The following is a 19,843-nucleotide window of genomic DNA, read 5'->3' as shown; positions in this document are numbered from 1 at the left end:
GACATTGCGGAGGAAAATTCCAGTGATAGCGCCGGTAACAGGGAAAAGGAAACCCCAGTTGGAAGTATTTCCCGACAGGCTTCTCAATCCAGACACTGCACAGAAGCTGTTGAACGAATTGAACAAGATCAGCGGCATTACCCGGATCGTCGTGTACGGTCCCAGCCTGCCCAAGGATAATCCAGAGGATCTTCTGCAGGGCAAGTTCAACGTACGCGAACCAACCTACCTTGACATAAAAGGCGAAAAGGTTGAATTGACGGTCCAGGTGGGCAGATTTTGGATCGAGCTAGAAGATGCTGGCGTCAAAGAACAGGTCAGGGAAGCTTGTGAAAAGGCTCTCCCCTTCCCCTTCACGATAAACGAAGGTCTTTTCATCAGGACACAAAAGACCATCACGGATTACGTGAGGAAAGGGGGCAAGGTCGATGACATAAGCATAGGGATGTTCGACCCCAAGGCAAAGCGGCAGAATTCATCATGCTGCGGAGCTCCTAAGTCGAGCAATAATGAAGACATATAATTAAAAACGAAAAACGTGAGATGAATCAAAATGCCAATAGATCGTGAAACTCAGGTAGTTGATTGCAGGGAAAGTATGGGCCTGGACAAAGGTGGCGGACTCGCCCAGAGAGGTACGCTATCCGAAGCCGGTCGTCCGGACGTGGTCGCGATCGCGATGACACCCGGAAGAAGGCATATCACAAAACCTGTGTGCGAGATCACCTACGGGCTCCGAAAAGAAGGTATCCAGGTCAGCGTACTGGTCCTCTACTCCGGAGGTGGCGTCCCGCCGGACGCAAAGGACGCAGCTATCGGCCACGGGCCTAAGTTCGGCCTGTCCGAAAAGGAGATCGAGCAGATCAACCGCCATAAGCTGGCATTGATACATCTGGGAAACATAAAGTCTCACGTGATATACAAGACGAGGGATATACTCCGATTCGTGAGGATCCCCGCGATAATCGTATGTCAATGCCCTGTAGACTTCGAGGATTTCGCCAGGATCGGCGTCAAGACTCGGGTCGTAAACCCGGAACCTGATAAGATCGAGACGCAGGGAACTGTGCTTGAGATCGTTACCGGGATAACGAGAGGTCAGACATGTTCAAGGGACAAGCTGAACGAGATCGTGAAAAATATCATAAGAATAAATCCGCAGGCACTTACTACAAATTAGGAGTTGAATTATAATGGCTTACAAAGCACAATTCTACCCAGGTAAAACTTCTGTGGCCCAGAACAGAAAGAAGTTCATGGACCCATCATACAAGATGGAGAAGCTCAGGAGCCTCTCCGATGACGACGTCGTCATCATGCTGGGACACCGCGCCCCGGGTTCCGCATACAAGAAGGTACACCCGCCATTAGCAGAGACCGGTGAGCCGGACTGCCCCATAAGGAAGATAGTCGAGCCCACCCCGGGTACCAAGGAAGGAGACAGGATCAGGTACAATCAGTACGCTGACTCAATGTACTTCGCACCGATGGTCCCGTACCTCAGGTCCTGGATGGCATGCACCAGGTACAGGGGAGTAGACCCAGGTACCCTCTCGGGCAGGCAGATCATCGAGGCCCGTGAGAGAGACATCGAGGCCATAACCAAGGAAGTTATGGAGACCGAGATGTTCGACCCGGCAAGGGCATCCTTAAGAGGCTGCACCGTGCACGGTCACTCGCTCAGGCTTAACGAGAACGGCATGATGTTCGACATGCTGCAGAGACAGGTTCTCGGCGCAGACGGTAACGTCCAGGCCGTTAAGGACCAGGTCGGCGACCCGCTCGACAGAAAAGTAAACCTCGGCAAACCCATGTCCGAAGAAGAGCTCAAGAAGAGGACCACCATCTACCGTGTTGACGGTGTTGCATTCAGGGCAGACGATGAAGTATTACCCTGGGTACAGAGGATCCACAACTTAAGGACAAAGTGCGGGTTCTTCCCGAAGGTGTAAGGAGAGGTGAATAAAATGTCAGTTCAGGAAACCCAGAAATTATTCATCAAGGCAATGAAGAAGAAGTTCGCCGAGGAGCCAACCTCCCAGGTGACCAAGTACAAGTATGAGGGTTACACCCAGTCCAAGAGAAAAGTGGAGTTCAAGAAGGCAGGAGACGCAGTCGCCAAGAAGAGAGGCATCTCCGCATACAACCCGATGGTCCACATGGGCGGTATCCCACTCGGTCAGAGACAGCTTATGTCCTATCAGGTCTCGGGCACTGACGTAGTAGTAGAGGGCGATGACCTTCACTTCGTCAACAACGCTGCAATGCAGCAGTTCTGGGATGAGATAAGGAGGACCGTCATAGTCGGTCTCGACACAGCACACTCCGTGCTCGAGAAGCGTCTCGGTAAGACCGTCACTCCGGAAACGATCAGCAACTACCTGGCAGTTCTCAACCACGCAATGCCCGGTGGTGCAGTCGTTCAGGAACACATGGTCGAAACCCACCCAGGCGTTGTAGATGACTGTTTCGTCAAGGTGTTCACCGGTGACGATGAGCTTGCCGACTCCATCGACAAGCAGTATGTCATAGACATAAACAAGGCCTTCCCGAAGGAACAGGCTGAGCAGATCAAGAAGTCACTCGGCAAATCCTTACACCAGGCCGTCCACATCCCGACCATAGTCGTCAGGACTTGCGACGGTGGTACCACCTCCAGGTGGTCTGCAATGCAGATCGGTATGTCATTCATCACCGCGTACAAGATGTGCGCCGGTGAGGCAGCAGTGGCAGACCTTGCGTTCGCAGCAAAGCACGCCTCGGTCGTCGAGATGGGTAACCTGTTACCCGCAAGACGTGCCAGGGGTCCGAACGAACCCGGTGGAGTATCCTTCGGTTTCCTCTCGGACATAGTCCAGACCGGCAGGAAATACCCGGACGACCCGATAAAGTCCGGTCTTGAAGTAGTCGCATCCGGCTGTATGCTCTACGACCAGATATGGCTCGGCTCATACATGTCCGGTGGTGTAGGATTCACCCAGTATGCAACCGCTGCATACACTGATGATATCCTCGACGACTTCTCCTACTACGGCGCAGACTACGTCAAGAAGAAGTACGGCGGCGCATGCAAGGCGAAGGCAAACCTCGACACAGTTAACGATGTAGGAACCGAAGTCACGCTCTACGGTATCGAGCAGTACGAAGGCTTCCCGACCACCCTTGAGGACCACTTCGGCGGTTCACAGAGGGCGACTGTCCTTTCGGCAGCATCCGGTCTGGCGACCTCCTACGCAACCGGTAACGGTAACGCAGGTCTGTCTGCCTGGTACTTATCCATGTACCTGCACAAGGAAGCATGGGGCAGGCTCGGATTCTTCGGTTACGACTTACAGGACCAGTGCGGTGCGACCAACGTGTTCTCATGCAGGTCTGACGAGGGTGCAGTTGCCGAATTAAGAGGCCCGAACTACCCGAACTACGCAATGAACGTCGGTCACCAGGGTGGCTACGCAGGTATCGCAGCAGAGGCACACTTCGCCCGCGGCGACGCATGGACCGTAAGCCCGCTCCTGAAGGTCGCATTTGCGGACAAGGACCTCAAGTTCGACTTCACCGAGCCGAGGAAAGAGTTCGCACGTGGTGCGATCCGCGAGTTCATGCCTGCTGGTGAGAGATCACTCATCATACCGGCAAAGTAAATTGGAGTATAATTACTCCAATTTTTATTTTTTATTTTATAATAATTTGTTTTTATATTATTAGTTCTCTAAAGGTTTTTTTAAGTAAATAAAGCGCTTTCCAAGCGTTTTTCGAAAGGTTTATTAGTCAACAAGCCCTATTGAAAATGATACTTATAGCGCTAATTATGGATATTTGTCCCTATACCAAATCCATAATTATAAACTAGAAAGGAGGATAACAAATGGAAGAATTGGTAGTGAGCCTTGGAACATTAGCTCTAATGGGTGCTTGTGCTACCATAGCAGGCGCGGCTGAAGATCTCGAATCAGACTTCGGTTCTCAGTCTAACGCGAACTCCCAGGTGCAGCTGGCTCCACAAGTTGGCTACGTTCACCGTATATACAACAAAGCTATTTGCGGCGAACCAGTCGGTTACGGATTCTTATGCGCGTCAGCAGCAGCAATTGGGTTTGCTTTGCAGTTTGCCTTTGCTATTAACATCGTCTTAGCGCTGGCAATAGGATCCACTATTTCAGCGATTTTGTACGGTATTTTCGCAACCACAGCATACATGGGTAGGTTAACCGGTCAGAAGAGATTCGGTCAGCCGATCTATCTGGACATATTGTTGACCACAACTCCGTCTATTATTGCTCATGCATTTATAGCAGCGATGGCAATATCCACGTTCTCATATCTCTTTAGTGCAATAATAGGACAGCCATTCCCGTTCCCGATACTCGCAATGCTTTGGGGTATCATGACCGGTGGTATGGGTTCTGCAGTCGGTGACGTTCACTATGGTACCGAAAGGCAATACATGAACAAGCCATTCGGTTGCGGACTTGCAGCGTCGAACTCTGGTAAGATCATCCAGCAGGGCGAAGCAGGTATCAGGAACAGTATTGACGTAGCCGGTTTCTGTGTCAAGCACGGAGGTCCGATGACCGGTATCGGTCTTGGTCTGACAGTTTTCCTTGACCTTTGGAGACACATTATTTTCATAGAATACTTGAACGGATGGGGTGCGATGATCGCAGGTTTCATCATTGCGCTCATATGGCTCATAGGCAACAGGATGCTTGAGCTCTGGGCCAGGAACACATACGGTCCGTACAAGAAGGCGGAGGATTAGGTATCATGATAGTCGATCCAATAACTTTACTTATAATGGTACTGGCGATCGGTATCGGTGGATTACTGGTAAGCATTGGTGTCCACTTTGTTCCTGTGGGCGGTGCACCTGCTGCAATGGCGCAGGCAACCGGTATCGGAACTGGTACAACCATGCTTGCAGCTTCTGCAGGTTTCCTCGGTCTTATCAGCGCAGGTCTCGTAATGGAAGAAATGATGATTGGTAAGATCGAATACGCCTCGTTCGTTGCAGCTGTCGGTGACGGTACTCTTTTCTCCCCGGCAGGAATAGTAGCGAACATAGGCGGAATAGCCATGATCCTGGCAGCAGGTATCATCGGCGCAATGTTAATGATGGTCATTCTTGGTGGAGTGTCCAACATTCTTTACGTGTACGGTCTGGGTGTCCCACTCGTATCCGCAAAGGTAAAGTACGACCCGATCACCGGCGACAGGCAGGACCTCTATGTTACCAGGGGTACTGAGGGTCACGGAACCCCGACAGTCGCTTTAGTAAGTGCAGTCATCGGCGGTATCCTCGGTGGATTCGGTGGTTCGCTTATATACCTTGTATTCCTCGCAGGCGGGTTCAGCGTCGCAGCGGCAGCGATCGGTGCGATCGGTATATTCTTCGTAAACTCGGTTCTTGCATCTTACAACATTACCGGTACTATCGAAGGTTTCCACGACCCGAAGTTCAAGAGGTGGCCAAGGGCATTCGTAGCAAGCGCAATAGCATCGATCATCATCGGTGTATGGGTTGCAGCTATCATATACATGGGGGTAGCTTAAATGTCAGAACACAAGGACATGAGCTGGAACACTCTCGCAGCTATCGGAATGATCGGCGGCTTATTAGCCATATACATAGCATACTTTGTTAACAATGCGATGGACGTCGCCTACGGATCTTTCATCGGCGCGATCGGAGCTATTTTTGCAATAGTCTGGGGCGCAGATGCAGTAAGGCAGATCTGTAAGTACGGTATCGGTACCGGTGTACCTTCCATAGGTATGCTCGCATTCGGTATGGGTCTGCTTACAACCATTCTCGGTCTTAAGATCGGGGACTACACCGGCATAGTACTGGCTGGACCGGTCCTGGCACTTGTATTATCATTGATACAGGGTGCAATAATCGGTTACATTGCCAACGGTGTACTTAAGATGAAGATCCCGACAATGCAGATCGGAATGATATTCATCGCAGGTTCTGCAAGCCTTATCCTCATGGCATTCTCAACTGTCATGGCAGGTACGTTCGAGTACGGCGCATTTATGACTGACATTATCGGAACCGGATTCATAGCTCCGCTCTTTATACTGGGCGCACTTCCGATCCTTCACCCGTTCAATGCATGTCTCGGTCCGGATGAGAACCAGAAGAGGACACTTACCTTAGCGGTTGAGTCTGGCTTTATAGTGACCGTTATATTCGGTATACTTTCAATAGCCCTCGTAGGACTTGCACCGGCAGCGATCACGATCGTTCTCGGCCTGATCGCATGGGTATTCGGATACCTGTCATACTGGAACAGAGTTAAGGAATGCGGTGTCGTGATCAAGGATACCGGACTGTTACCGGCAAGGGAGGACTAAAAATGGCTTTCGTTAAAATATTACCGGAATACGGACTGTCCTACAACATAGAGACAGGTAAGCTACAGCCTGAAGGAGGCGTAGTGAAATATAACTTCAAGCCGATAAACGAAAAGATTGATAAGCTGGACGCATACGCGGACGACTTAATGAACTCCCTCACTCCGACCGGAAACTTCCTCGAATCCTTCCCGGGAAGAGAGAAATCATTATACTACGCAGGCATATGGACCAACATATTCTACGGATTCATATTCGGAGGATTTGCTGCGTTCCTTGTAGTGCTGCTGAAAATGGGAGGGTTGATCTAAAATGGTTGACAAGAAAGAACCAGCATCTGGATGGCCTATCGTTAAGGGAGAGTATGATGCGGGCGACCCGAAGAGCTGCGTTGTAGTAGCTACTATGGGTTCACACTTCAATCAGTTCCCGATCAAGGCCGGAGCAGGTATGGCCGGACCCTGTAAGACAGAGAACCTCGGTATTGAGAAGATCGTCGCTAACATCATCTCTAACCCGAACATCAGGTTCCTCATAATTTGTGGCTCTGAAGTCAAGGGTCACATATCCGGTGACGCTCTTGAGTGCCTTCACAAGCATGGCCTTAAGGACGGCAGAATTGTTAACGCAAAGGGTGCCATTCCCTTTATCGAGAACCTTGATGACGCAGCAGTCAAGAGGTTCCAGGAGCAGGTCCAGACCATCTACATGATCGATGTAGAGGATGAGGCCAAGATAACGGCAGCGATCCAGGATTGTATCGCAAAGGACCCGGGCGCGTTCCCCGCAGACCCAATGACCTTGTCCATCAAGGAAAAGGAAGTTGAGGAAGAAGAGGGTGGCGAAGTAGTTGCAGGAGCAGCTGTTGCCGGCGGCGCTGGCGGCGGCGAACTGATGATGATCCAGTCCCGTCTCAGGACCATAAAGACCGACATCAAGGGTATCGGTTACCTGAACAAGTTCACAATGGGCTGGTACGCAGGAAAGATGGAAGGTGTAATGCTTGGCATTATAATTTCGATCGTACTGCTCGCACTGCTCTTCCCCGGCGGAATAGACATTACAGCATTGAGGTTTAAATAAGGGTGATACAAATGGTTGACAAGAAAGAACCAGCATCTGGATGGCCTATCGTTAAGGGAGAGTATGATGCGGGCGACCCGAAGAGCTGCGTTGTAGTAGCTACTATGGGTTCACACTTCAATCAGTTCCCGATCAAGGCCGGAGCAGGTATGGCCGGACCCTGTAAGACAGAGAACCTCGGTATTGAGAAGATCGTCGCTAACATCATCTCTAACCCGAACATCAGGTTCCTCATAATTTGTGGCTCTGAAGTCAAGGGTCACATATCCGGTGACGCTCTTGAGTGCCTTCACAAGCATGGCCTTAAGGACGGCAGAATTGTTAACGCAAAGGGTGCCATTCCCTTTATCGAGAACCTTGATGACGCAGCAGTCAAGAGGTTCCAGGAGCAGGTCCAGACCATCTACATGATCGATGTAGAGGATGAGGCCAAGATAACGGCAGCGATCCAGGATTGTATCGCAAAGGACCCGGGCGCGTTCCCCGCAAACCCAATGACCTTGACCATCAAGGAAAAGGAAGTTGAGGAAGAAGAGGGAGCAGAGGGAGCATTCATGCTTGCAGCTGCAAAGCCGGACAAGGAGATCCCCCCATTAGTGGATGACATGTGCTACCGCGCACAGCTCTGCGCAAGGAACCAGAAGCTTACATCCGCCGTGGGTGCCACCAAGGTACTCGGATTCCTGATTGGGGCAGTATTTGCATTTGCCATGATCCTGATCCCCGTAATATTACTGGGAGGTATCTAAAATGGTATATGTTGACCCAAAGGATTACTCAGCGATCATGAAGAGAGTTGACGGAGTCGAGGAGAAAGTCGAGTTCGTTAATGCTGAGATCCAGCAGATCGAAGGAAAAAGGCTTGGTAGAGAAGTTGGAATACTGTACGGGTTCCTTTTTGGAGCTTTGATTTACGTTGCGTACAGCATATTTATACAGTTAAACTTGCTATAAGGGAGGATATGTCTAATGTTTAAGTATGGAAATGAACAGAAAGTCTACGAGTTCGGCAGGGCCAAAGTAGGCGGTCAGCCGGGTGAATACCCGACCGTTTTAGCCGGTTCAATATTCTACAACAAACAGAAGATCCTTATCGACGGCAAAAAGGGTGTCTTCGACAAGGAAGGAGCAGAGAAACTAGTCAGGACACAGGAAGAGATGTCCGACATAACCGGCAACCCGTGCTGGTTACAGATCGTCGCCGAGACTGACGAGTCAATGCAGAAGTACATTGAGTGGTATGCAGACGCAGGCAAGGACGCGTTCCTCGTGGACTCGACCGTAGCCAGCGTAAGAGTCGCAGGCGCAAAGAGGGCAGACGAGATCGGTGTAACTGACAGAGTCATCTACAACTCGATCAACGCCGCAGCACAGCCGGACGAGATCGAAGCGATCAAGACCTGCAAGTTCAACTCCTGCATCATCCTCGGATTCAACCCGATGGACATGTCAGTGAAGGGCAGGATGGAAATGCTCACCAAGGGTGCAGCAGGCCAGACTAAGGGAATGATCGAGATCGGTACTGAGAAGGGCATAACCAGGCCACTCATCGATGTAGCAGCAACCCCGCTGGGCAGCGGCTCCGGTGCGACCTACAGGTCCATCTTCGCTGTTAAGTCCCAGCTCGGCGAGCCGGTAGGCGGCGGTTACCACAACATACCCTCCGCATGGTCCTGGCTCAAGAAGTTCAAGAAGCTCCCGGGCAAGGAGAACGCATACATGCCGTCGGACATTGGCAGCAACCTGATCGCTATCACCCTCGGTTGCGACTTCTGTCTGTACGGTCCGATCGACCACGCAGTAGAGGTCTTCCCGGCAGTAGCGATGAACGACATAGTCGTATGCGAGGCAGCCAGGGATCTTGGCACCAACCCCGCAGTCGACACCCACCCGCTGTTCAAGCTCGCATAAGTGCGTAAAATATTGGCATGGTAACATGCCAATTATTTCCTTTTTTATCTTTTATTCTGCAAACAGGATTTTATTGCCATTTCAAATATTTTTTAATGGAATTATTGTAAAATGTAATCGATGTAAGTTTAATTATCGATGAAAGCACAAAATATATCGTATCAGGATAGGAACATATAACGATTATAATCACCGGTGATAATGATGCAATTAAAACCCTTGTTAAGAAAGTTCGGTCCTCAACCTCATATAGCGGAAACTCCACATTTATCTCTTATACCAAGGACCTCATCACCCGGAATGTCGGTTAAGGTAGACCTTTCAAAAACAAATTACTATATAGTCGCTTCTGTTGAAATGGGTAACACCACGACCAAGTGTATTCTTACAGCGACTGATCTGTCATCGGGCAAGACATATCTGCTGAACAAGACCGTTAGAATGACCCGTGACGTAAGGGCACCCAGGCCGGGCGAGACCGTGTTCGGCAAGACTCTTGACGGCGGTAAACTCACAAGGGAATCAGTAAGGGATATGGTAAAGGAGACCCTGTTGGAATCCCATAAGGCAGCAGGTTTAGACATTGAAATGGACTTGAATTTCGTCGTGAGGTCGACCGGCGTCGTAGCCGGTTTTGATAGCCCGGACGATGTGGGGCAGTTCATTCTTGCACTGGCGGACGGCTGCCTGATAGCCAAGGTCCCTCCAAAGAACATGGCTCCTGCCATGTCAAAAGAAAATATTCAGAAGAGGTGCAGAGAGTTCTCTTTCCTCGATAAGGTATTCTTCGACGGCGCTGTAGCCAGCGTATTGCCTCCGATGGGCAGCACAGGCGTCGAGATCGTTGCAAACGAGATGGAAGGCGAACTTGCCACTGCAGGCATAAAAGAGGCGGCAAAGTGGACAGGCGTCGATTTCAGGAACCCTGTATGTTCGATAGACTTCGGCACTACCCTAAAAGGCCGCGTTACCAATGACATTCTTCCTTATTCAAAGACAATAGGCAGCTTCTGCGGTCTGGCGGGCGCGATACCAGATGCAATAGTCAGAGGTTCCGACCTTGTCGATAAGACGCACGGCAACGTGCTTGATATTACCAGCAAGATAAAGCCGGGATTATTGACCGAGATGCTTAAGGATAATGTGATAGAAGAATATGCAAAGTGGGCGCATGAACTTGTCCAGATAGAGGTCGTGCCTGACGGCAGGAAATGGTACGGAAGTGTACCTGTGAACCCGGCGGCAGCAAAGAACAACAAAGTATCATTGATAGGCTGCGAAGTCGGAGAGAACGGTAAAGACCTGCCCCGGCTTAACGAGGTTGGCGCGGAGGTATGTAAAAAGCATGGCGTGAAGACCATGCTCGCGACGCTTGACATGGTCAGCGCCATGATAGCGCAGCGTTTGATCAAGACCGCCCTGGATGAAAAATTGATCACGAGCAAGACTACTATCGGCATTACCGGCAGAGCGGGCATTACCGGCCATAAGCCCAACCTGATAATTGAGAAGATCGGTGAACTGGGCATTTATGACAAGCCCGAGGACCATATAATATTCTGTGACGACGGCCTTGCCAGAGGTGCTGCCGTTATGGCCCGCTGCATGAACTCGTTCGGAACTCCTAAGAATCCTCTTGGCGGAGTTAGCGGCGGTAAATGTATCATGGCCCAGCGCATGAAACTGCAGAATAAAAAATGAAAAAAGGATGAAATCCAATGGCATGTATCAATGATTTCAATTTCGATGTCCTGCTTCCGCAGACAAGTATGTCAGAAGGGGATGATTACATCAGGTCAAGATATAAGGAGATATATTACGTCGAACCCGGATACCCTATCCTTGACCTGAAGATACTGGGTAAGGAAAGAGTTCCTGTCGCCATAGAGGAAAACGATAAGAACCTTGTCATCATATATACTAAACCTTGCTTCGGGTCTTCCGTCCTGCGGATATACGATGTCCCGGAGGAAATTAAACGAATAAGGTCAAAGTATAAAGATTGTCTTAATATCGGATTAAAATAAATCGTCATAAAATATTCCACGGGGTGTTATTATTCCAGCTACTAAAAAGAAATCAGGCACAACTTCAACAGTAACTAAAAAGGCCGGTAAAGTCTCTGCTGAAAAGCCCGGCGCATCGAAGAAAGCGAAATCATCGGAACCGGAATTAAAAAAGACTGCGATTAAGACAAAAACCGCTTCTGCCAAAAAGGTCGTAAAGGTGACCGAAAAAGCATCGGCTTCTATTAAGAGCGTTAAAAAAGCGCCTGTAAAGAAAAAGGCGACAAAGGCTGTGGCCGAGGAAAAATCCGGGAATGAGGGTAAAACCATAGAGGACCTTATCACTCCGAGAGAGATAGAACTCGAATCCGTTGAGGAACTACTGGGGATCAAAAACGGCCGCAGAGGCGATGAAGTAATACCGGATACATTTGATCTGCTGATACCTCCCGGAACGCCGAGAAAGCTCATCATAAGGCTCGCAAAAGAACATGACCTTAATATCGTTCGAAGAGACGACATCTTTGTCCCGATAGGCGTTTGCGACATAGAGCGCGACCTGCTTGCTATCCGTGGAGATAAAAAGACCGTCGAAAAGATGAATAAGATATTATTAAAGGAATTAGAGGAATTTGCGAAATAAGGGGGATCTTCATCCTCCGCCTTCGCATGAGCTGTCAGTCATTATGTCCTTGACGCTAAGCGCGTCTTCCATGGCCTTTATTTTTTGCTCAAGCTCTTCATAGTCTATCTTTACGCTTTCCTCTTCCTCTTCCGCGCTCTTCGCCTGAGTGGTCACCTCAAGATAGTGCGGATCATAGTAAAGGCTGGTGGTGTCTATCTGAGCCCAGGTCTTATCCTCTTCCTTTTTAATGTCTATGACCTTCCCGACAGTCCTTGTGGTGATATATCTCACCGTGGTGCCTACTTTTATAGGCTTACCATTAAGGTCTGTGGTCATTACACTTTCACTGGCTTCCATGATGATCAACCATAATGTTCGTTCTACAAATTAATATACTTGATGAACACAATATTTCCAGTTATTATACCTGCATAAAAGTATAAATCTTGATGCCTTTTTTACAAGCACCCGTACCTATAACGACAATTTAATTAAGTATTACTTCATAAAATGTACAGATGCCTTTTCGATGGTCTCAGTCCGCGATACATGAGTAAGGACATTGCAAAACAGCATATTTCTATTAGTAACCCTATCAGGTGATGAGATGAAAATAACACTAAAATACACTCCTAAAGGATATACTAAGGATACCCATCGTGTGGTACCCCCTGAGGAGACATTGAAAAAAGTCGAAAAACTGTTACCCGGGATAGGAGTGACGAGGGTCGCCGAGATATCCGGACTTGATAGGATAGGCATACCTGTATATTCCGCAATACGGCCGGCATCTGCAAAAGGGGCAATATCCGTATACGCAGGTAAAGGCGCGTCCGAGGTGGAGGCGAAAGTCTCAGTGATGATGGAGGCCATTGAAAGATACTCCTCGGAATATCAAAGATCTGATAGTAAACGCATTAAAATAAGCTCTTATGAGGACCTGACAAAAGATGGTCCGGCGATCGATCCTGATAAGCTTATACTTCCCGGAAAATTGCTGTCTGGAGTGAAGCTTGACTGGGTGGACGGCTATGATCTCATAAGCGATGTCGAGCTATTTTTACCGGGCAACGCAGTCTTCCATCCATACGAGACGATCTCGGGCTCAAGGCTTTTCCGCAGCAACACGAACGGACTTGCCTCGGGCAATACCATGGAGGAAGCGATATTCCACGGGCTCATGGAAGTCGTGGAACGTGACGCTCTTTCCATCGCCGAAGCCACCAGGGACCCCGGGAAAGAGATCATACTCACTGAAAAGGACGGCATAGCGTTCGAGCTGTACAAAAAGTTCTGCGATGCGAATATCCTTGTGAAGCTATGGTACCTTCCTACCGATTCCGGCATACCCACTGTCATGGCGGCCACGGATGACCGGGAGCTAATGGACCCGGCGCTGCTGGTCATGGGCGTTGGGACGCATCTTGACGCAAGGATCGCTTTATTACGGGCTCTCACGGAAGTCGCACAGAGCAGGGCGACGCAGATACATGGTGCTCGCGAGGACACGAACAGGGATCAGATAAGCAGGTCAATAGGCTACGATCGCATGAAACGGCTTAACAAACACTGGTATGTCGAAAACGCCGAACATGTTTTCCTCGAGGACCTTCCGGACCTTTCCACCGATTCACATAAAGGCGATATAGAAAAGTCCATTGAAATGCTTAAGAACGTGGTCGATAACATAATCGTCACAGACCTGACTCGAAAGAAGGTCGGTATTCCTGTTGTCAGGGTCACTATCCCCGGACTGGAAATGTTCGCAATAGACCGGGAGAGGATAGGCCCCCGCTGCAGAAGAGCTTCTTCAACCAAAAAGGTCACTACATGATAATAGTGTATCTGGGCCCGAGCCTGCCAGTCGAAAAAGCGCGGCAAATACTTGAGGCCGATTATCGCCCTCCCATAAGCCGTGAAGACCTAAAAAAAGCGCTAAAGGACCGGGCCAAAATAATAGGAATAATCGATGGCGTATTTTACAATAAGACCGCTGTAGCCCATAAAGAGATAATCGAAGTGATGAAAAAAGGCGTTATCGTCGTCGGCGGGTCCAGCATGGGGGCTCTCAGGGCATCCGAGCTCGATACTTTCGGGATGATAGGCGCCGGCAGGATCTATGAATGCTATAAAAGCGGCAGGATATGTGCGGATGATGAGGTCGCCGTGACATTCAACCCGGTCACGGGAGAGCAGATGTCGGAGCCGCTGGTGAATATCCGCTACCAGCTTAAGGCAGCTCAGGATTCGGGGATCATTACCGCAGAAGAACGCGATTCCCTATTAAAGACGTGCACCGGGATGTTCTATCCCGACCGAAAATATCCGGAGATCCTTAAACGCGCTACTGAAAAAGGTATTATCTCGACAGAACGATCAGACCGCCTTGGAGATTTCATACGCGATAACCCGCTGAACCTGAAGGCAGAAGACGCTATCAGGACGCTTGAAAAGATTAAAGAGATAATAGAGCGCTCAAAGAAATAAGCTAAAAAGCGACTGCTGCAATATACTGATCTTAAAGGCATTCTCATGGATGTTCTTCATTAAGGACATCAAAAAAAGAAAAGAGGGTAGTACGTTTTTACTTGAGGGTAGTATTTATTGGGTATTGTTTTTAGGGTAGTATTTATTGGGTATTGTTTTTAGGGTAGTATTTATTGGGTATTGTTTTTAGGGTAGTATTTATTGGGTATTGTTTTTAGGGTAGTATTTATTGGGTATTGTTTTTAATTGAGGGTATTTATTATTGAGGGTATTTATTTTTTTGAGGGTAGGCGGCGGTGAGGGTAACACCGCCGCAAGAGTAGCCATCACCAACAAGGGTGATGGGGAGGGTAATGGATAAGGTGAGGGTCAACATAATGGTTTAAACGGACTTATATGATAAGTCCGTTTTATTGTGGCCGTTTTGCCACATCCATTCCATCCCTACAATAAGCATATTGGTACACATTTCTTTAAAATTTACCAAATTATTCGATATTTAACGATGAATAATGCCGAATATATTTCAAAAATCCTTTTACGCTGGTCGATAGATGTTTTTGATAAAATATGGTATATTGTGATATATTTTATCGAAACGTGTGCCAGTAAAATATGATTTTTCGTAACATGTATCATCAGATATATGATTTTTCGTAACATGTGTCAAAGAAAAATAATGATGCTATTTCCAAATATCTCCATATAACTCGCAAGTATCGCCGCATAAGCCGTTCTGGTGATATATGAAATGATAGGTCTACCTATGCCTGTATGATTAACGTAAGCTATGAAACGGGATAATGAAATTTTTTGTAATTGAGTAATTTCATAATAGTCTGATCTTTATTAGTAGTCTCTCATTTTTTTATCAACCAGCACCCGGAAAGAAACAACAAAGAAAACATCACAAAAAGCTGAAGAAGAAAAAAAATAAAAAGATCGATCAGGATGTCACCCGGTCGATCAGCCTAGTTCATATAAGTGACCGTTTGTTCGCCCGTCGTACTATCATAGTCCATGACATACGACTGGGTTACGGGCCCTTCCGGTCCCATGGTCGATCTTGTGTATGACTTACTGTATGTATAGGGCGAGTAAAACGGGCTGATGCCTCCGAACGGCAGTCCTATGCCGCTTGTCATCGACAGGTCGTTTAACGGCATGCTGAACCGGTTGACCGTGGTGAAAGGCCCTGTGTTATAGGCAGGCTGTGTCATTGATCCAAAAGAGAACCTGTCAAGGGACGGGAAACTAAAGAAAGAAGCTGTCGCAATGCCCGACGAGACCACCAGGAGCACGGCCAATGCAATAATAAGATACCGCAGCCTAAAGCGTTTACTATTACTCATCATATCTACCCTCCTCTTGTATTCTACCCATAACAAGGTAAGTACTGTCGATTTATATTCGTTTATAACAAAATCATCGATTTATTGGCTTATATTCAATAAAAATCGATATAATATTCAGGATAAAGCCGGAAGGGGATATATGTCCGTTATTAAAAAGTACTATTTGTAACCGATCATAGTCCCTCGACTTTTATCGTGCCTGTCTTCCCTATCACGTCATATGTCGTTTTTCCGTTAACGCGCCTGAACTCAAGGTTTACGATCTCGGGCCCTACCTTTAATTTCTTGACCGTCACATACTTCAACCATTCCGGGAGCGTAGGCTTCACGTAAAGGATATTATTCGGAGCATCGGGGTACAGTCCCAGCATTGTCTGGATGAACAATATTATGCTTCCAGAAGCCCATGCCTGCGGGCTGCATGTCGAATGGTATATCACAGGCGGCTGCTTCTCCACACGCGGATAACCGCAGAACAGCTCGGGCAGCCTGTTATCGAAATATTTGCTCGCCTCGATGAGAGCCGTGATGATATGGTTTGCCTCCTCAGAATATCCGTATTTTTTCAACCCCCAGGCTATGATCGAATTATCGTGCGGCCAGACGGAACCGTTATGATAGCTTTGCGGGTCGTATGCTTTTTCGCTGGTAGCCAGAGTCCTTATCCCCCAGCCCGAGAACATGTCCTCATGTAAGAGGCGTTTAACGATAAGGTCCGCTTTCTTTTTATCAAGTATCTCTGACCAAAAACAGTGTCCCGGATTACTCGTTATCGAGTCGACCTGCTTATTGTTTTTGTCAAGAGCTTCCGCATAATACTTTTTATCGCTCATCCAGAAATCTTCGTTAAAACGTGTCTTAAGAGTACGGGAACTTGACATGGCTTTTTTACCTATGCTGGAGTCCGGGTACATCTCGGCGAACCTTCTTTTTGCGTCATATACATAGCCCTGCACCTCGGACAGCGCGATAGGGGCGTCAGCGAGCTTTCCATCGCTGAAGACTATGGAGTCATGAGAGTCCTTCCATCCCTGGTTCACAAGCCCTAGCTTTTCGGACATGCGCATGTATTCCACGTATCCGTCCCCGTCGAGGTCCCCGTAATTATCAATCCAGTTGATGGCGTTCTCGGCACCGTTCTTGATGTCCGATAATATAGTGACGTCCCCGGTCCATTTGTAATACTCGGACATCAGTATAACGTACAGCATAGTGGCGTCAATAGTGCCGTAATATGGCGTATGTGGAATATGCTGAAGATTCGCAAGCTCCCCTTCGCGTATCTCGTGCAATATCTTCCCCGGCTGCTCGTCTTTCCATGAATCGACCTTAGTGCCCTGGTAAATTGTCAGGAAACTTAAGGTTGAGCGCGATAAAGTCGGGTTCAGCATCAGCGTCTGCATACTTGTGATCAGGCTGTCCCTGCCGAAAATGGTGTCATACCACGGTATGCCGGCCGCGGGGACAAGCAATCCTTTCTTGGTCTGTATGATAAGGGACCGGAGGTCGAGTATGCAGGTCTCGATGATGTTGTTCATGAGGTCGTTATCCGTGTCTATCTGCGTCAGCATTTTTTGCCACTGGTCATATGATTCCTCTATCTCTTTCTTCGCAACGACGAAATCCTGCCTTATCACCGGCACTACGCCCAGCGTCATGACTATTTCAATATCGATCTCTTTAGTCTCATAGGGCGCCACCTCCATGTTGAAGATGGCCTTATCCCAGTATATCTCCGGTGCAGGGTTAAAATAAAACTCAGTCCTGCGAATGATATTGTCGAGGCCTTCATATCTTAAGATGACGTTTTTACCTTCCTCCCCTTCCAGTATGGCCCTGAGCCCTCTTCGAGTATATGTAACTGTTTTCACTTCGAATATGTCCCTAAAATCCGTGTCGTATGAAAGCGCCACCTGGAGCTTAACGGGGAACGCGTTAGTGTTCTTAATGAAAAGCTTTTCATAAAAATTAGAGCTAATGAACATGGTCCTTAAGATATGAAGCGTCCCCTCGGGGACTGTCTGGCCGTCTTCTGTCTTCAGTTCCGGATTGGTAAGAGAAACATTCGCTATATATCCTCTTCTGGTGAAGCTTAACGGTATAAGGTGCATGCCGTTGAGCTTCAGAAAGTAGACATTAAGATATCTGGTATCTGACCTAAAAAGACCGAGCGGGGTGCCCCTTGGCACATTCCCGCAATTATCTGTGACCATGAAGGTAGTCCCTTCGTTAATGACTATCGTCTCATTCATATGATGACCTGGCTAAACAGTCAGCCGGCGAGCTATATCAGCTTGAAAGACGTGCTGTGTGTACAATTAGCCTTGATCTTATCATCGCCGGCCTTTCGTTTTATTGCCGGACCAACTCTGCTTTCGCATTTAGTCAGGTTTTCATTCAAAAGCCTGTTATATAGGTCCTCCATCCTCATAGCCATCTTTCTCGAGTCAAATCTTTCAATGGCTATCTCCCTGCCGTTAGAGCCCAGATACTCCGCATAATTCTTATCCGTTAATAGCCTGTCGATGTTCTCGACCAGTGCATCCACCAGCTTATCAGGGTCGCGGTCCACGACGATACCGTTAATGTTCATCGAGGTGCTCTCGACAAGCCCTCCGCTGTTGGTGACAATGACCGGTTTTCCACATGCCATCGCTTCTACCGGCGCGATCCCAAAAGCCTCTCCCTGCGGCATGATAGTCGGATAGAGGATGACGTCAGAGGCATTCATGTAAAGCGGCATCTCGTCGCCCGAGGGGCTTACGAAGAGGATGTTGTCCCGCATTTTTAGCTCGTCGACCAGACTAGCTACCTCCGACCTGAACTGGGGCCTTTCCTGCTCAAAGTCCACGGAATCCCCGTTACCGCTGACTATCAGGCATATGTTGGGGTATCTCTCTCTGAGCCTGGCGACCGCCTCGATGCTATGCATAGTGCCCTTTGACCTGCATGCCCTTGCGGGATGAAATACGACTTCTCTCCCGTCAAGGTTCAGCTTAGACCTTACTGAGTCCCTGTCTTCGATGACCCTGTATTTATCAAGATCTACCCCATGATAATGGACTTCCACTTTATCCAGGGGCACTTTTGAGTCGAACAAGGACGGGTTTTTCATATGGTAGCTAACGGCGACGATCTTATCCCAGCCTATGTCCTTCATCAGGTGCCTGCAAAGATCGTCCTCCCAATAATTATGGATAGTCAGGACCATGGGTATACCGTATTTTTTACAGACCTCATCCAGGCATTCCGCATGATCTGGTATGAAGTAATGAAAATTGTGAGCGTGGACCACGTCCGGGGTCTCATCAAGGATGAAGTTCTCTATCATATCATAGACTTTCTCGTATCTGCCTTCCTTCGGGATACTGTTTTGAAGCGAGTCAAGGTTCATAAGGTCGTCTGATACTATCTTACACCATTTTACTGATGAGTCATCCCTCTCTGGGTGAGGGGCAGTTAGTATCGATATATCATGTCCCTTCTGTGCAAGTTCACCATATAGATATATGAGATGTGATTCGACACCACCGACTACCGGAGGAAATGCCCAGTGTAAAACGCCTATTTTCATCGGATCAACCAAAGACAGATTGTTCTTGATTTTTTTATACCTAACCAAAATTATTAACAGTAAAACCTAAAAGCGCCAATTTTTTTTACAGTGTTGCTTAATATTGTCATTCAGGCGAATGGCCATTATTTTAATACGCTTACTCTCTAATCCAGACCTCCTGCCATGGGCGGCAATATGGTGACCACGTCTCCCGCTTTTAGCCTGGTGTCAAGCCCTGCCAGCGACCTTATTTCCTTTGAGTTGATAAATATGGTGATATACTCGTTCAAGCGCCTTCCGGCCGGATCATACACAGAGTCGGCAAATCCCGGGCCTGCAAGATAGGACAGCTCTTTTAACAATTCTCTGACCGTGAGCCCCGGGCTCATGTCTATCTCATACTTATTCTTATCCAGCGATCCCGCCATCTGCCCTATCGCTCTCACGATCACTTTGCCCATTT

The 19,843-nt window shown here is 48.3% G+C and carries 23 protein-coding genes; 17 read left to right on the top strand and 6 right to left on the bottom strand.

The features are described from left to right. Nucleotides 1–22 precede the first annotated feature (22 nt). The 14 genes from mcrD to CUJ83_RS14505 all read left to right on the top strand — a co-directional run bounded on the left by mcrD (nt 23) and on the right by CUJ83_RS14505 (nt 11,378). Nucleotides 23–523, top strand: coding sequence for a methyl-coenzyme M reductase operon protein D (gene mcrD, locus CUJ83_RS14570; protein ID WP_369424439.1), 501 nt, complete (start codon nt 23–25; stop codon nt 521–523). A 30-nt stretch (nt 524–553) separates the two neighbouring features. Continuing rightward, nucleotides 554–1,180, top strand: a complete 627-nt coding sequence (gene mcrC, locus CUJ83_RS14565; protein WP_230743155.1) for a methyl-coenzyme M reductase I operon protein C — start codon at nt 554–556, stop codon at nt 1,178–1,180. A gap of 13 nt (nt 1,181–1,193) precedes the next feature. Further along, nucleotides 1,194–1,952: a coenzyme-B sulfoethylthiotransferase subunit gamma gene (gene mcrG / locus CUJ83_RS14560; RefSeq protein WP_230743153.1), complete on the top strand. Its 759-nt coding sequence runs from the start codon at nt 1,194–1,196 to the stop codon at nt 1,950–1,952. 15 nt (nt 1,953–1,967) lie between these two features. After that, a complete protein-coding gene (gene mcrA, locus CUJ83_RS14555) occupies nt 1,968–3,641 on the top strand; it encodes a coenzyme-B sulfoethylthiotransferase subunit alpha (protein ID WP_369424438.1) in 1,674 nt (557 codons plus the stop codon). A 224-nt stretch (nt 3,642–3,865) separates the two neighbouring features. After that, nucleotides 3,866–4,759 (top strand): tetrahydromethanopterin S-methyltransferase subunit E, encoded by an 894-nt coding sequence (gene mtrE, locus CUJ83_RS14550; protein WP_255668604.1) that lies wholly within the window; start codon nt 3,866–3,868, stop codon nt 4,757–4,759. Between the two features lie 8 nt (nt 4,760–4,767). Further along, a complete protein-coding gene (gene mtrD, locus CUJ83_RS14545) occupies nt 4,768–5,550 on the top strand; it encodes a tetrahydromethanopterin S-methyltransferase subunit D (protein ID WP_369424440.1) in 783 nt (260 codons plus the stop codon). Continuing rightward, on the top strand, nt 5,551–6,357 hold the full coding sequence (gene mtrC, locus CUJ83_RS14540; RefSeq protein ID WP_230743148.1) for a tetrahydromethanopterin S-methyltransferase subunit MtrC: 807 nt from the start codon (nt 5,551–5,553) through the stop codon (nt 6,355–6,357). A 2-nt stretch (nt 6,358–6,359) separates the two neighbouring features. Beyond that, nucleotides 6,360–6,668, top strand: a complete 309-nt coding sequence (mtrB, locus tag CUJ83_RS14535; protein WP_230743146.1) for a tetrahydromethanopterin S-methyltransferase subunit MtrB — start codon at nt 6,360–6,362, stop codon at nt 6,666–6,668. Between the two features lies 1 nt (nt 6,669). After that, nucleotides 6,670–7,440: a tetrahydromethanopterin S-methyltransferase subunit A gene (gene mtrA, locus CUJ83_RS14530; protein WP_230743144.1), complete on the top strand. Its 771-nt coding sequence runs from the start codon at nt 6,670–6,672 to the stop codon at nt 7,438–7,440. Between the two features lie 11 nt (nt 7,441–7,451). Then, nucleotides 7,452–8,189 carry a tetrahydromethanopterin S-methyltransferase subunit A gene (gene mtrA / locus CUJ83_RS14525; RefSeq protein WP_230743142.1) on the top strand — a complete coding sequence of 246 codons (738 nt, stop codon included), beginning with the start codon at nt 7,452–7,454 and terminating at the stop codon, nt 8,187–8,189. Nucleotide 8,190: 1 nt separating this feature from the next. Continuing rightward, a complete protein-coding gene (gene mtrG / locus CUJ83_RS14520) occupies nt 8,191–8,394 on the top strand; it encodes a tetrahydromethanopterin S-methyltransferase subunit MtrG (RefSeq protein WP_230743140.1) in 204 nt (67 codons plus the stop codon). A gap of 15 nt (nt 8,395–8,409) precedes the next feature. Continuing rightward, on the top strand, nt 8,410–9,351 hold the full coding sequence (gene mtrH, locus CUJ83_RS14515) for a tetrahydromethanopterin S-methyltransferase subunit H (RefSeq protein ID WP_230743138.1): 942 nt from the start codon (nt 8,410–8,412) through the stop codon (nt 9,349–9,351). Between the two features lie 204 nt (nt 9,352–9,555). Next, nucleotides 9,556–11,052 (top strand): methanogenesis marker 14 protein, encoded by a 1,497-nt coding sequence (locus CUJ83_RS14510; RefSeq protein WP_369424437.1) that lies wholly within the window; start codon nt 9,556–9,558, stop codon nt 11,050–11,052. 17 nt (nt 11,053–11,069) lie between these two features. After that, nucleotides 11,070–11,378: a DUF1894 domain-containing protein gene (locus tag CUJ83_RS14505; RefSeq protein WP_230743134.1), complete on the top strand. Its 309-nt coding sequence runs from the start codon at nt 11,070–11,072 to the stop codon at nt 11,376–11,378. Here the strand turns inward: CUJ83_RS14505 and CUJ83_RS14500 are convergent. Then, on the bottom strand, nt 11,370–11,564 hold the full coding sequence (locus tag CUJ83_RS14500; RefSeq protein ID WP_230743133.1) for a hypothetical protein: 195 nt from the start codon (nt 11,562–11,564) through the stop codon (nt 11,370–11,372). The two genes, CUJ83_RS14505 and CUJ83_RS14500, sit on opposite strands and share 9 nt — an antisense overlap. A gap of 13 nt (nt 11,565–11,577) precedes the next feature. Here CUJ83_RS14500 and CUJ83_RS14495 point away from each other — a divergent pair, with 13 nt between their 5' ends. After that, nucleotides 11,578–12,000, top strand: a complete 423-nt coding sequence (locus tag CUJ83_RS14495; protein ID WP_230743131.1) for a hypothetical protein — start codon at nt 11,578–11,580, stop codon at nt 11,998–12,000. A gap of 9 nt (nt 12,001–12,009) precedes the next feature. Here the strand turns inward: CUJ83_RS14495 and CUJ83_RS14490 are convergent, their stop codons facing one another. Next, nucleotides 12,010–12,339, bottom strand: a complete 330-nt coding sequence (locus CUJ83_RS14490) for a DUF2098 domain-containing protein (RefSeq protein WP_230743129.1) — start codon at nt 12,337–12,339, stop codon at nt 12,010–12,012. Between the two features lie 250 nt (nt 12,340–12,589). Here CUJ83_RS14490 and CUJ83_RS14485 point away from each other — a divergent pair, with 250 nt between their 5' ends. Together CUJ83_RS14485 and CUJ83_RS14480 are read left to right on the top strand one after the other, a co-directional pair. Then, nucleotides 12,590–13,816 (top strand): YcaO-related McrA-glycine thioamidation protein, encoded by a 1,227-nt coding sequence (locus tag CUJ83_RS14485; protein ID WP_230743127.1) that lies wholly within the window; start codon nt 12,590–12,592, stop codon nt 13,814–13,816. Continuing rightward, nucleotides 13,813–14,469 (top strand): TfuA-related McrA-glycine thioamidation protein, encoded by a 657-nt coding sequence (locus CUJ83_RS14480; RefSeq protein WP_230743125.1) that lies wholly within the window; start codon nt 13,813–13,815, stop codon nt 14,467–14,469. The genes CUJ83_RS14485 and CUJ83_RS14480 overlap by 4 nt, the downstream gene beginning before the upstream one ends. A 971-nt stretch (nt 14,470–15,440) precedes the next feature. Here CUJ83_RS14480 and CUJ83_RS14475 read toward each other — a convergent pair. From CUJ83_RS14475 to CUJ83_RS14460, 4 genes are all read right to left on the bottom strand, one after another. Next, the gene (locus CUJ83_RS14475) at nt 15,441–15,824 is read right to left on the bottom strand and encodes a hypothetical protein (RefSeq protein WP_230743123.1); all 384 of its coding nucleotides are present in this window, start codon (nt 15,822–15,824) and stop codon (nt 15,441–15,443) included. A 173-nt stretch (nt 15,825–15,997) separates the two neighbouring features. Beyond that, nucleotides 15,998–18,076, bottom strand: a complete 2,079-nt coding sequence (locus CUJ83_RS14470) for an amylo-alpha-1,6-glucosidase (protein WP_230743121.1) — start codon at nt 18,074–18,076, stop codon at nt 15,998–16,000. A 32-nt stretch (nt 18,077–18,108) separates the two neighbouring features. Then, complete coding sequence (locus CUJ83_RS14465; RefSeq protein ID WP_230743119.1) at nt 18,109–19,398, bottom strand: glycosyltransferase family 4 protein; 1,290 nt, start codon at nt 19,396–19,398, stop codon at nt 18,109–18,111. A gap of 146 nt (nt 19,399–19,544) precedes the next feature. Next, nucleotides 19,545–19,841 (bottom strand): MoaD/ThiS family protein, encoded by a 297-nt coding sequence (locus CUJ83_RS14460; RefSeq protein ID WP_230743117.1) that lies wholly within the window; start codon nt 19,839–19,841, stop codon nt 19,545–19,547. Nucleotides 19,842–19,843 lie beyond the last annotated feature (2 nt).

Source organism: Methanooceanicella nereidis (assembly GCF_021023085.1).
In the GTDB taxonomy this organism is placed as follows: domain Archaea; phylum Halobacteriota; class Methanocellia; order Methanocellales; family Methanocellaceae; genus Methanooceanicella; species Methanooceanicella nereidis.
The sequence above is the reverse complement of the archived record's forward strand: the minus strand, read 5'-3'. Positions and strand labels throughout refer to the sequence as shown.

What these genes read in the sequence shown, in the direction of transcription:
- mcrC (WP_230743155.1), top strand. Translation starts at nt 554, where the DNA reads ATGCCAATAGATCGTGAAACTCAGGTAGTTGATTGCAGGGAAAGTATG.
- mcrG (WP_230743153.1), top strand. Translation starts at nt 1,194, where the DNA reads ATGGCTTACAAAGCACAATTCTACCCAGGTAAAACTTCTGTGGCCCAG.
- mcrA (WP_369424438.1), top strand. Translation starts at nt 1,968, where the DNA reads ATGTCAGTTCAGGAAACCCAGAAATTATTCATCAAGGCAATGAAGAAG.
- mtrE (WP_255668604.1), top strand. Translation starts at nt 3,866, where the DNA reads ATGGAAGAATTGGTAGTGAGCCTTGGAACATTAGCTCTAATGGGTGCT.
- mtrC (WP_230743148.1), top strand. Translation starts at nt 5,551, where the DNA reads ATGTCAGAACACAAGGACATGAGCTGGAACACTCTCGCAGCTATCGGA.
- mtrB (WP_230743146.1), top strand. Translation starts at nt 6,360, where the DNA reads ATGGCTTTCGTTAAAATATTACCGGAATACGGACTGTCCTACAACATA.
- mtrA (WP_230743144.1), top strand. Translation starts at nt 6,670, where the DNA reads ATGGTTGACAAGAAAGAACCAGCATCTGGATGGCCTATCGTTAAGGGA.
- mtrA (WP_230743142.1), top strand. Translation starts at nt 7,452, where the DNA reads ATGGTTGACAAGAAAGAACCAGCATCTGGATGGCCTATCGTTAAGGGA.
- mtrG (WP_230743140.1), top strand. Translation starts at nt 8,191, where the DNA reads ATGGTATATGTTGACCCAAAGGATTACTCAGCGATCATGAAGAGAGTT.
- mtrH (WP_230743138.1), top strand. Translation starts at nt 8,410, where the DNA reads ATGTTTAAGTATGGAAATGAACAGAAAGTCTACGAGTTCGGCAGGGCC.
- CUJ83_RS14510 (WP_369424437.1), top strand. Translation starts at nt 9,556, where the DNA reads ATGCAATTAAAACCCTTGTTAAGAAAGTTCGGTCCTCAACCTCATATA.
- CUJ83_RS14505 (WP_230743134.1), top strand. Translation starts at nt 11,070, where the DNA reads ATGGCATGTATCAATGATTTCAATTTCGATGTCCTGCTTCCGCAGACA.
- CUJ83_RS14490 (WP_230743129.1), bottom strand. Translation starts at nt 12,339, where the DNA reads ATGGAAGCCAGTGAAAGTGTAATGACCACAGACCTTAATGGTAAGCCT.
- CUJ83_RS14485 (WP_230743127.1), top strand. Translation starts at nt 12,590, where the DNA reads ATGAAAATAACACTAAAATACACTCCTAAAGGATATACTAAGGATACC.
- CUJ83_RS14480 (WP_230743125.1), top strand. Translation starts at nt 13,813, where the DNA reads ATGATAATAGTGTATCTGGGCCCGAGCCTGCCAGTCGAAAAAGCGCGG.
- CUJ83_RS14475 (WP_230743123.1), bottom strand. Translation starts at nt 15,824, where the DNA reads ATGATGAGTAATAGTAAACGCTTTAGGCTGCGGTATCTTATTATTGCA.
- CUJ83_RS14470 (WP_230743121.1), bottom strand. Translation starts at nt 18,076, where the DNA reads ATGAATGAGACGATAGTCATTAACGAAGGGACTACCTTCATGGTCACA.
- CUJ83_RS14465 (WP_230743119.1), bottom strand. Translation starts at nt 19,398, where the DNA reads ATGAAAATAGGCGTTTTACACTGGGCATTTCCTCCGGTAGTCGGTGGT.
- CUJ83_RS14460 (WP_230743117.1), bottom strand. Translation starts at nt 19,841, where the DNA reads ATGGGCAAAGTGATCGTGAGAGCGATAGGGCAGATGGCGGGATCGCTG.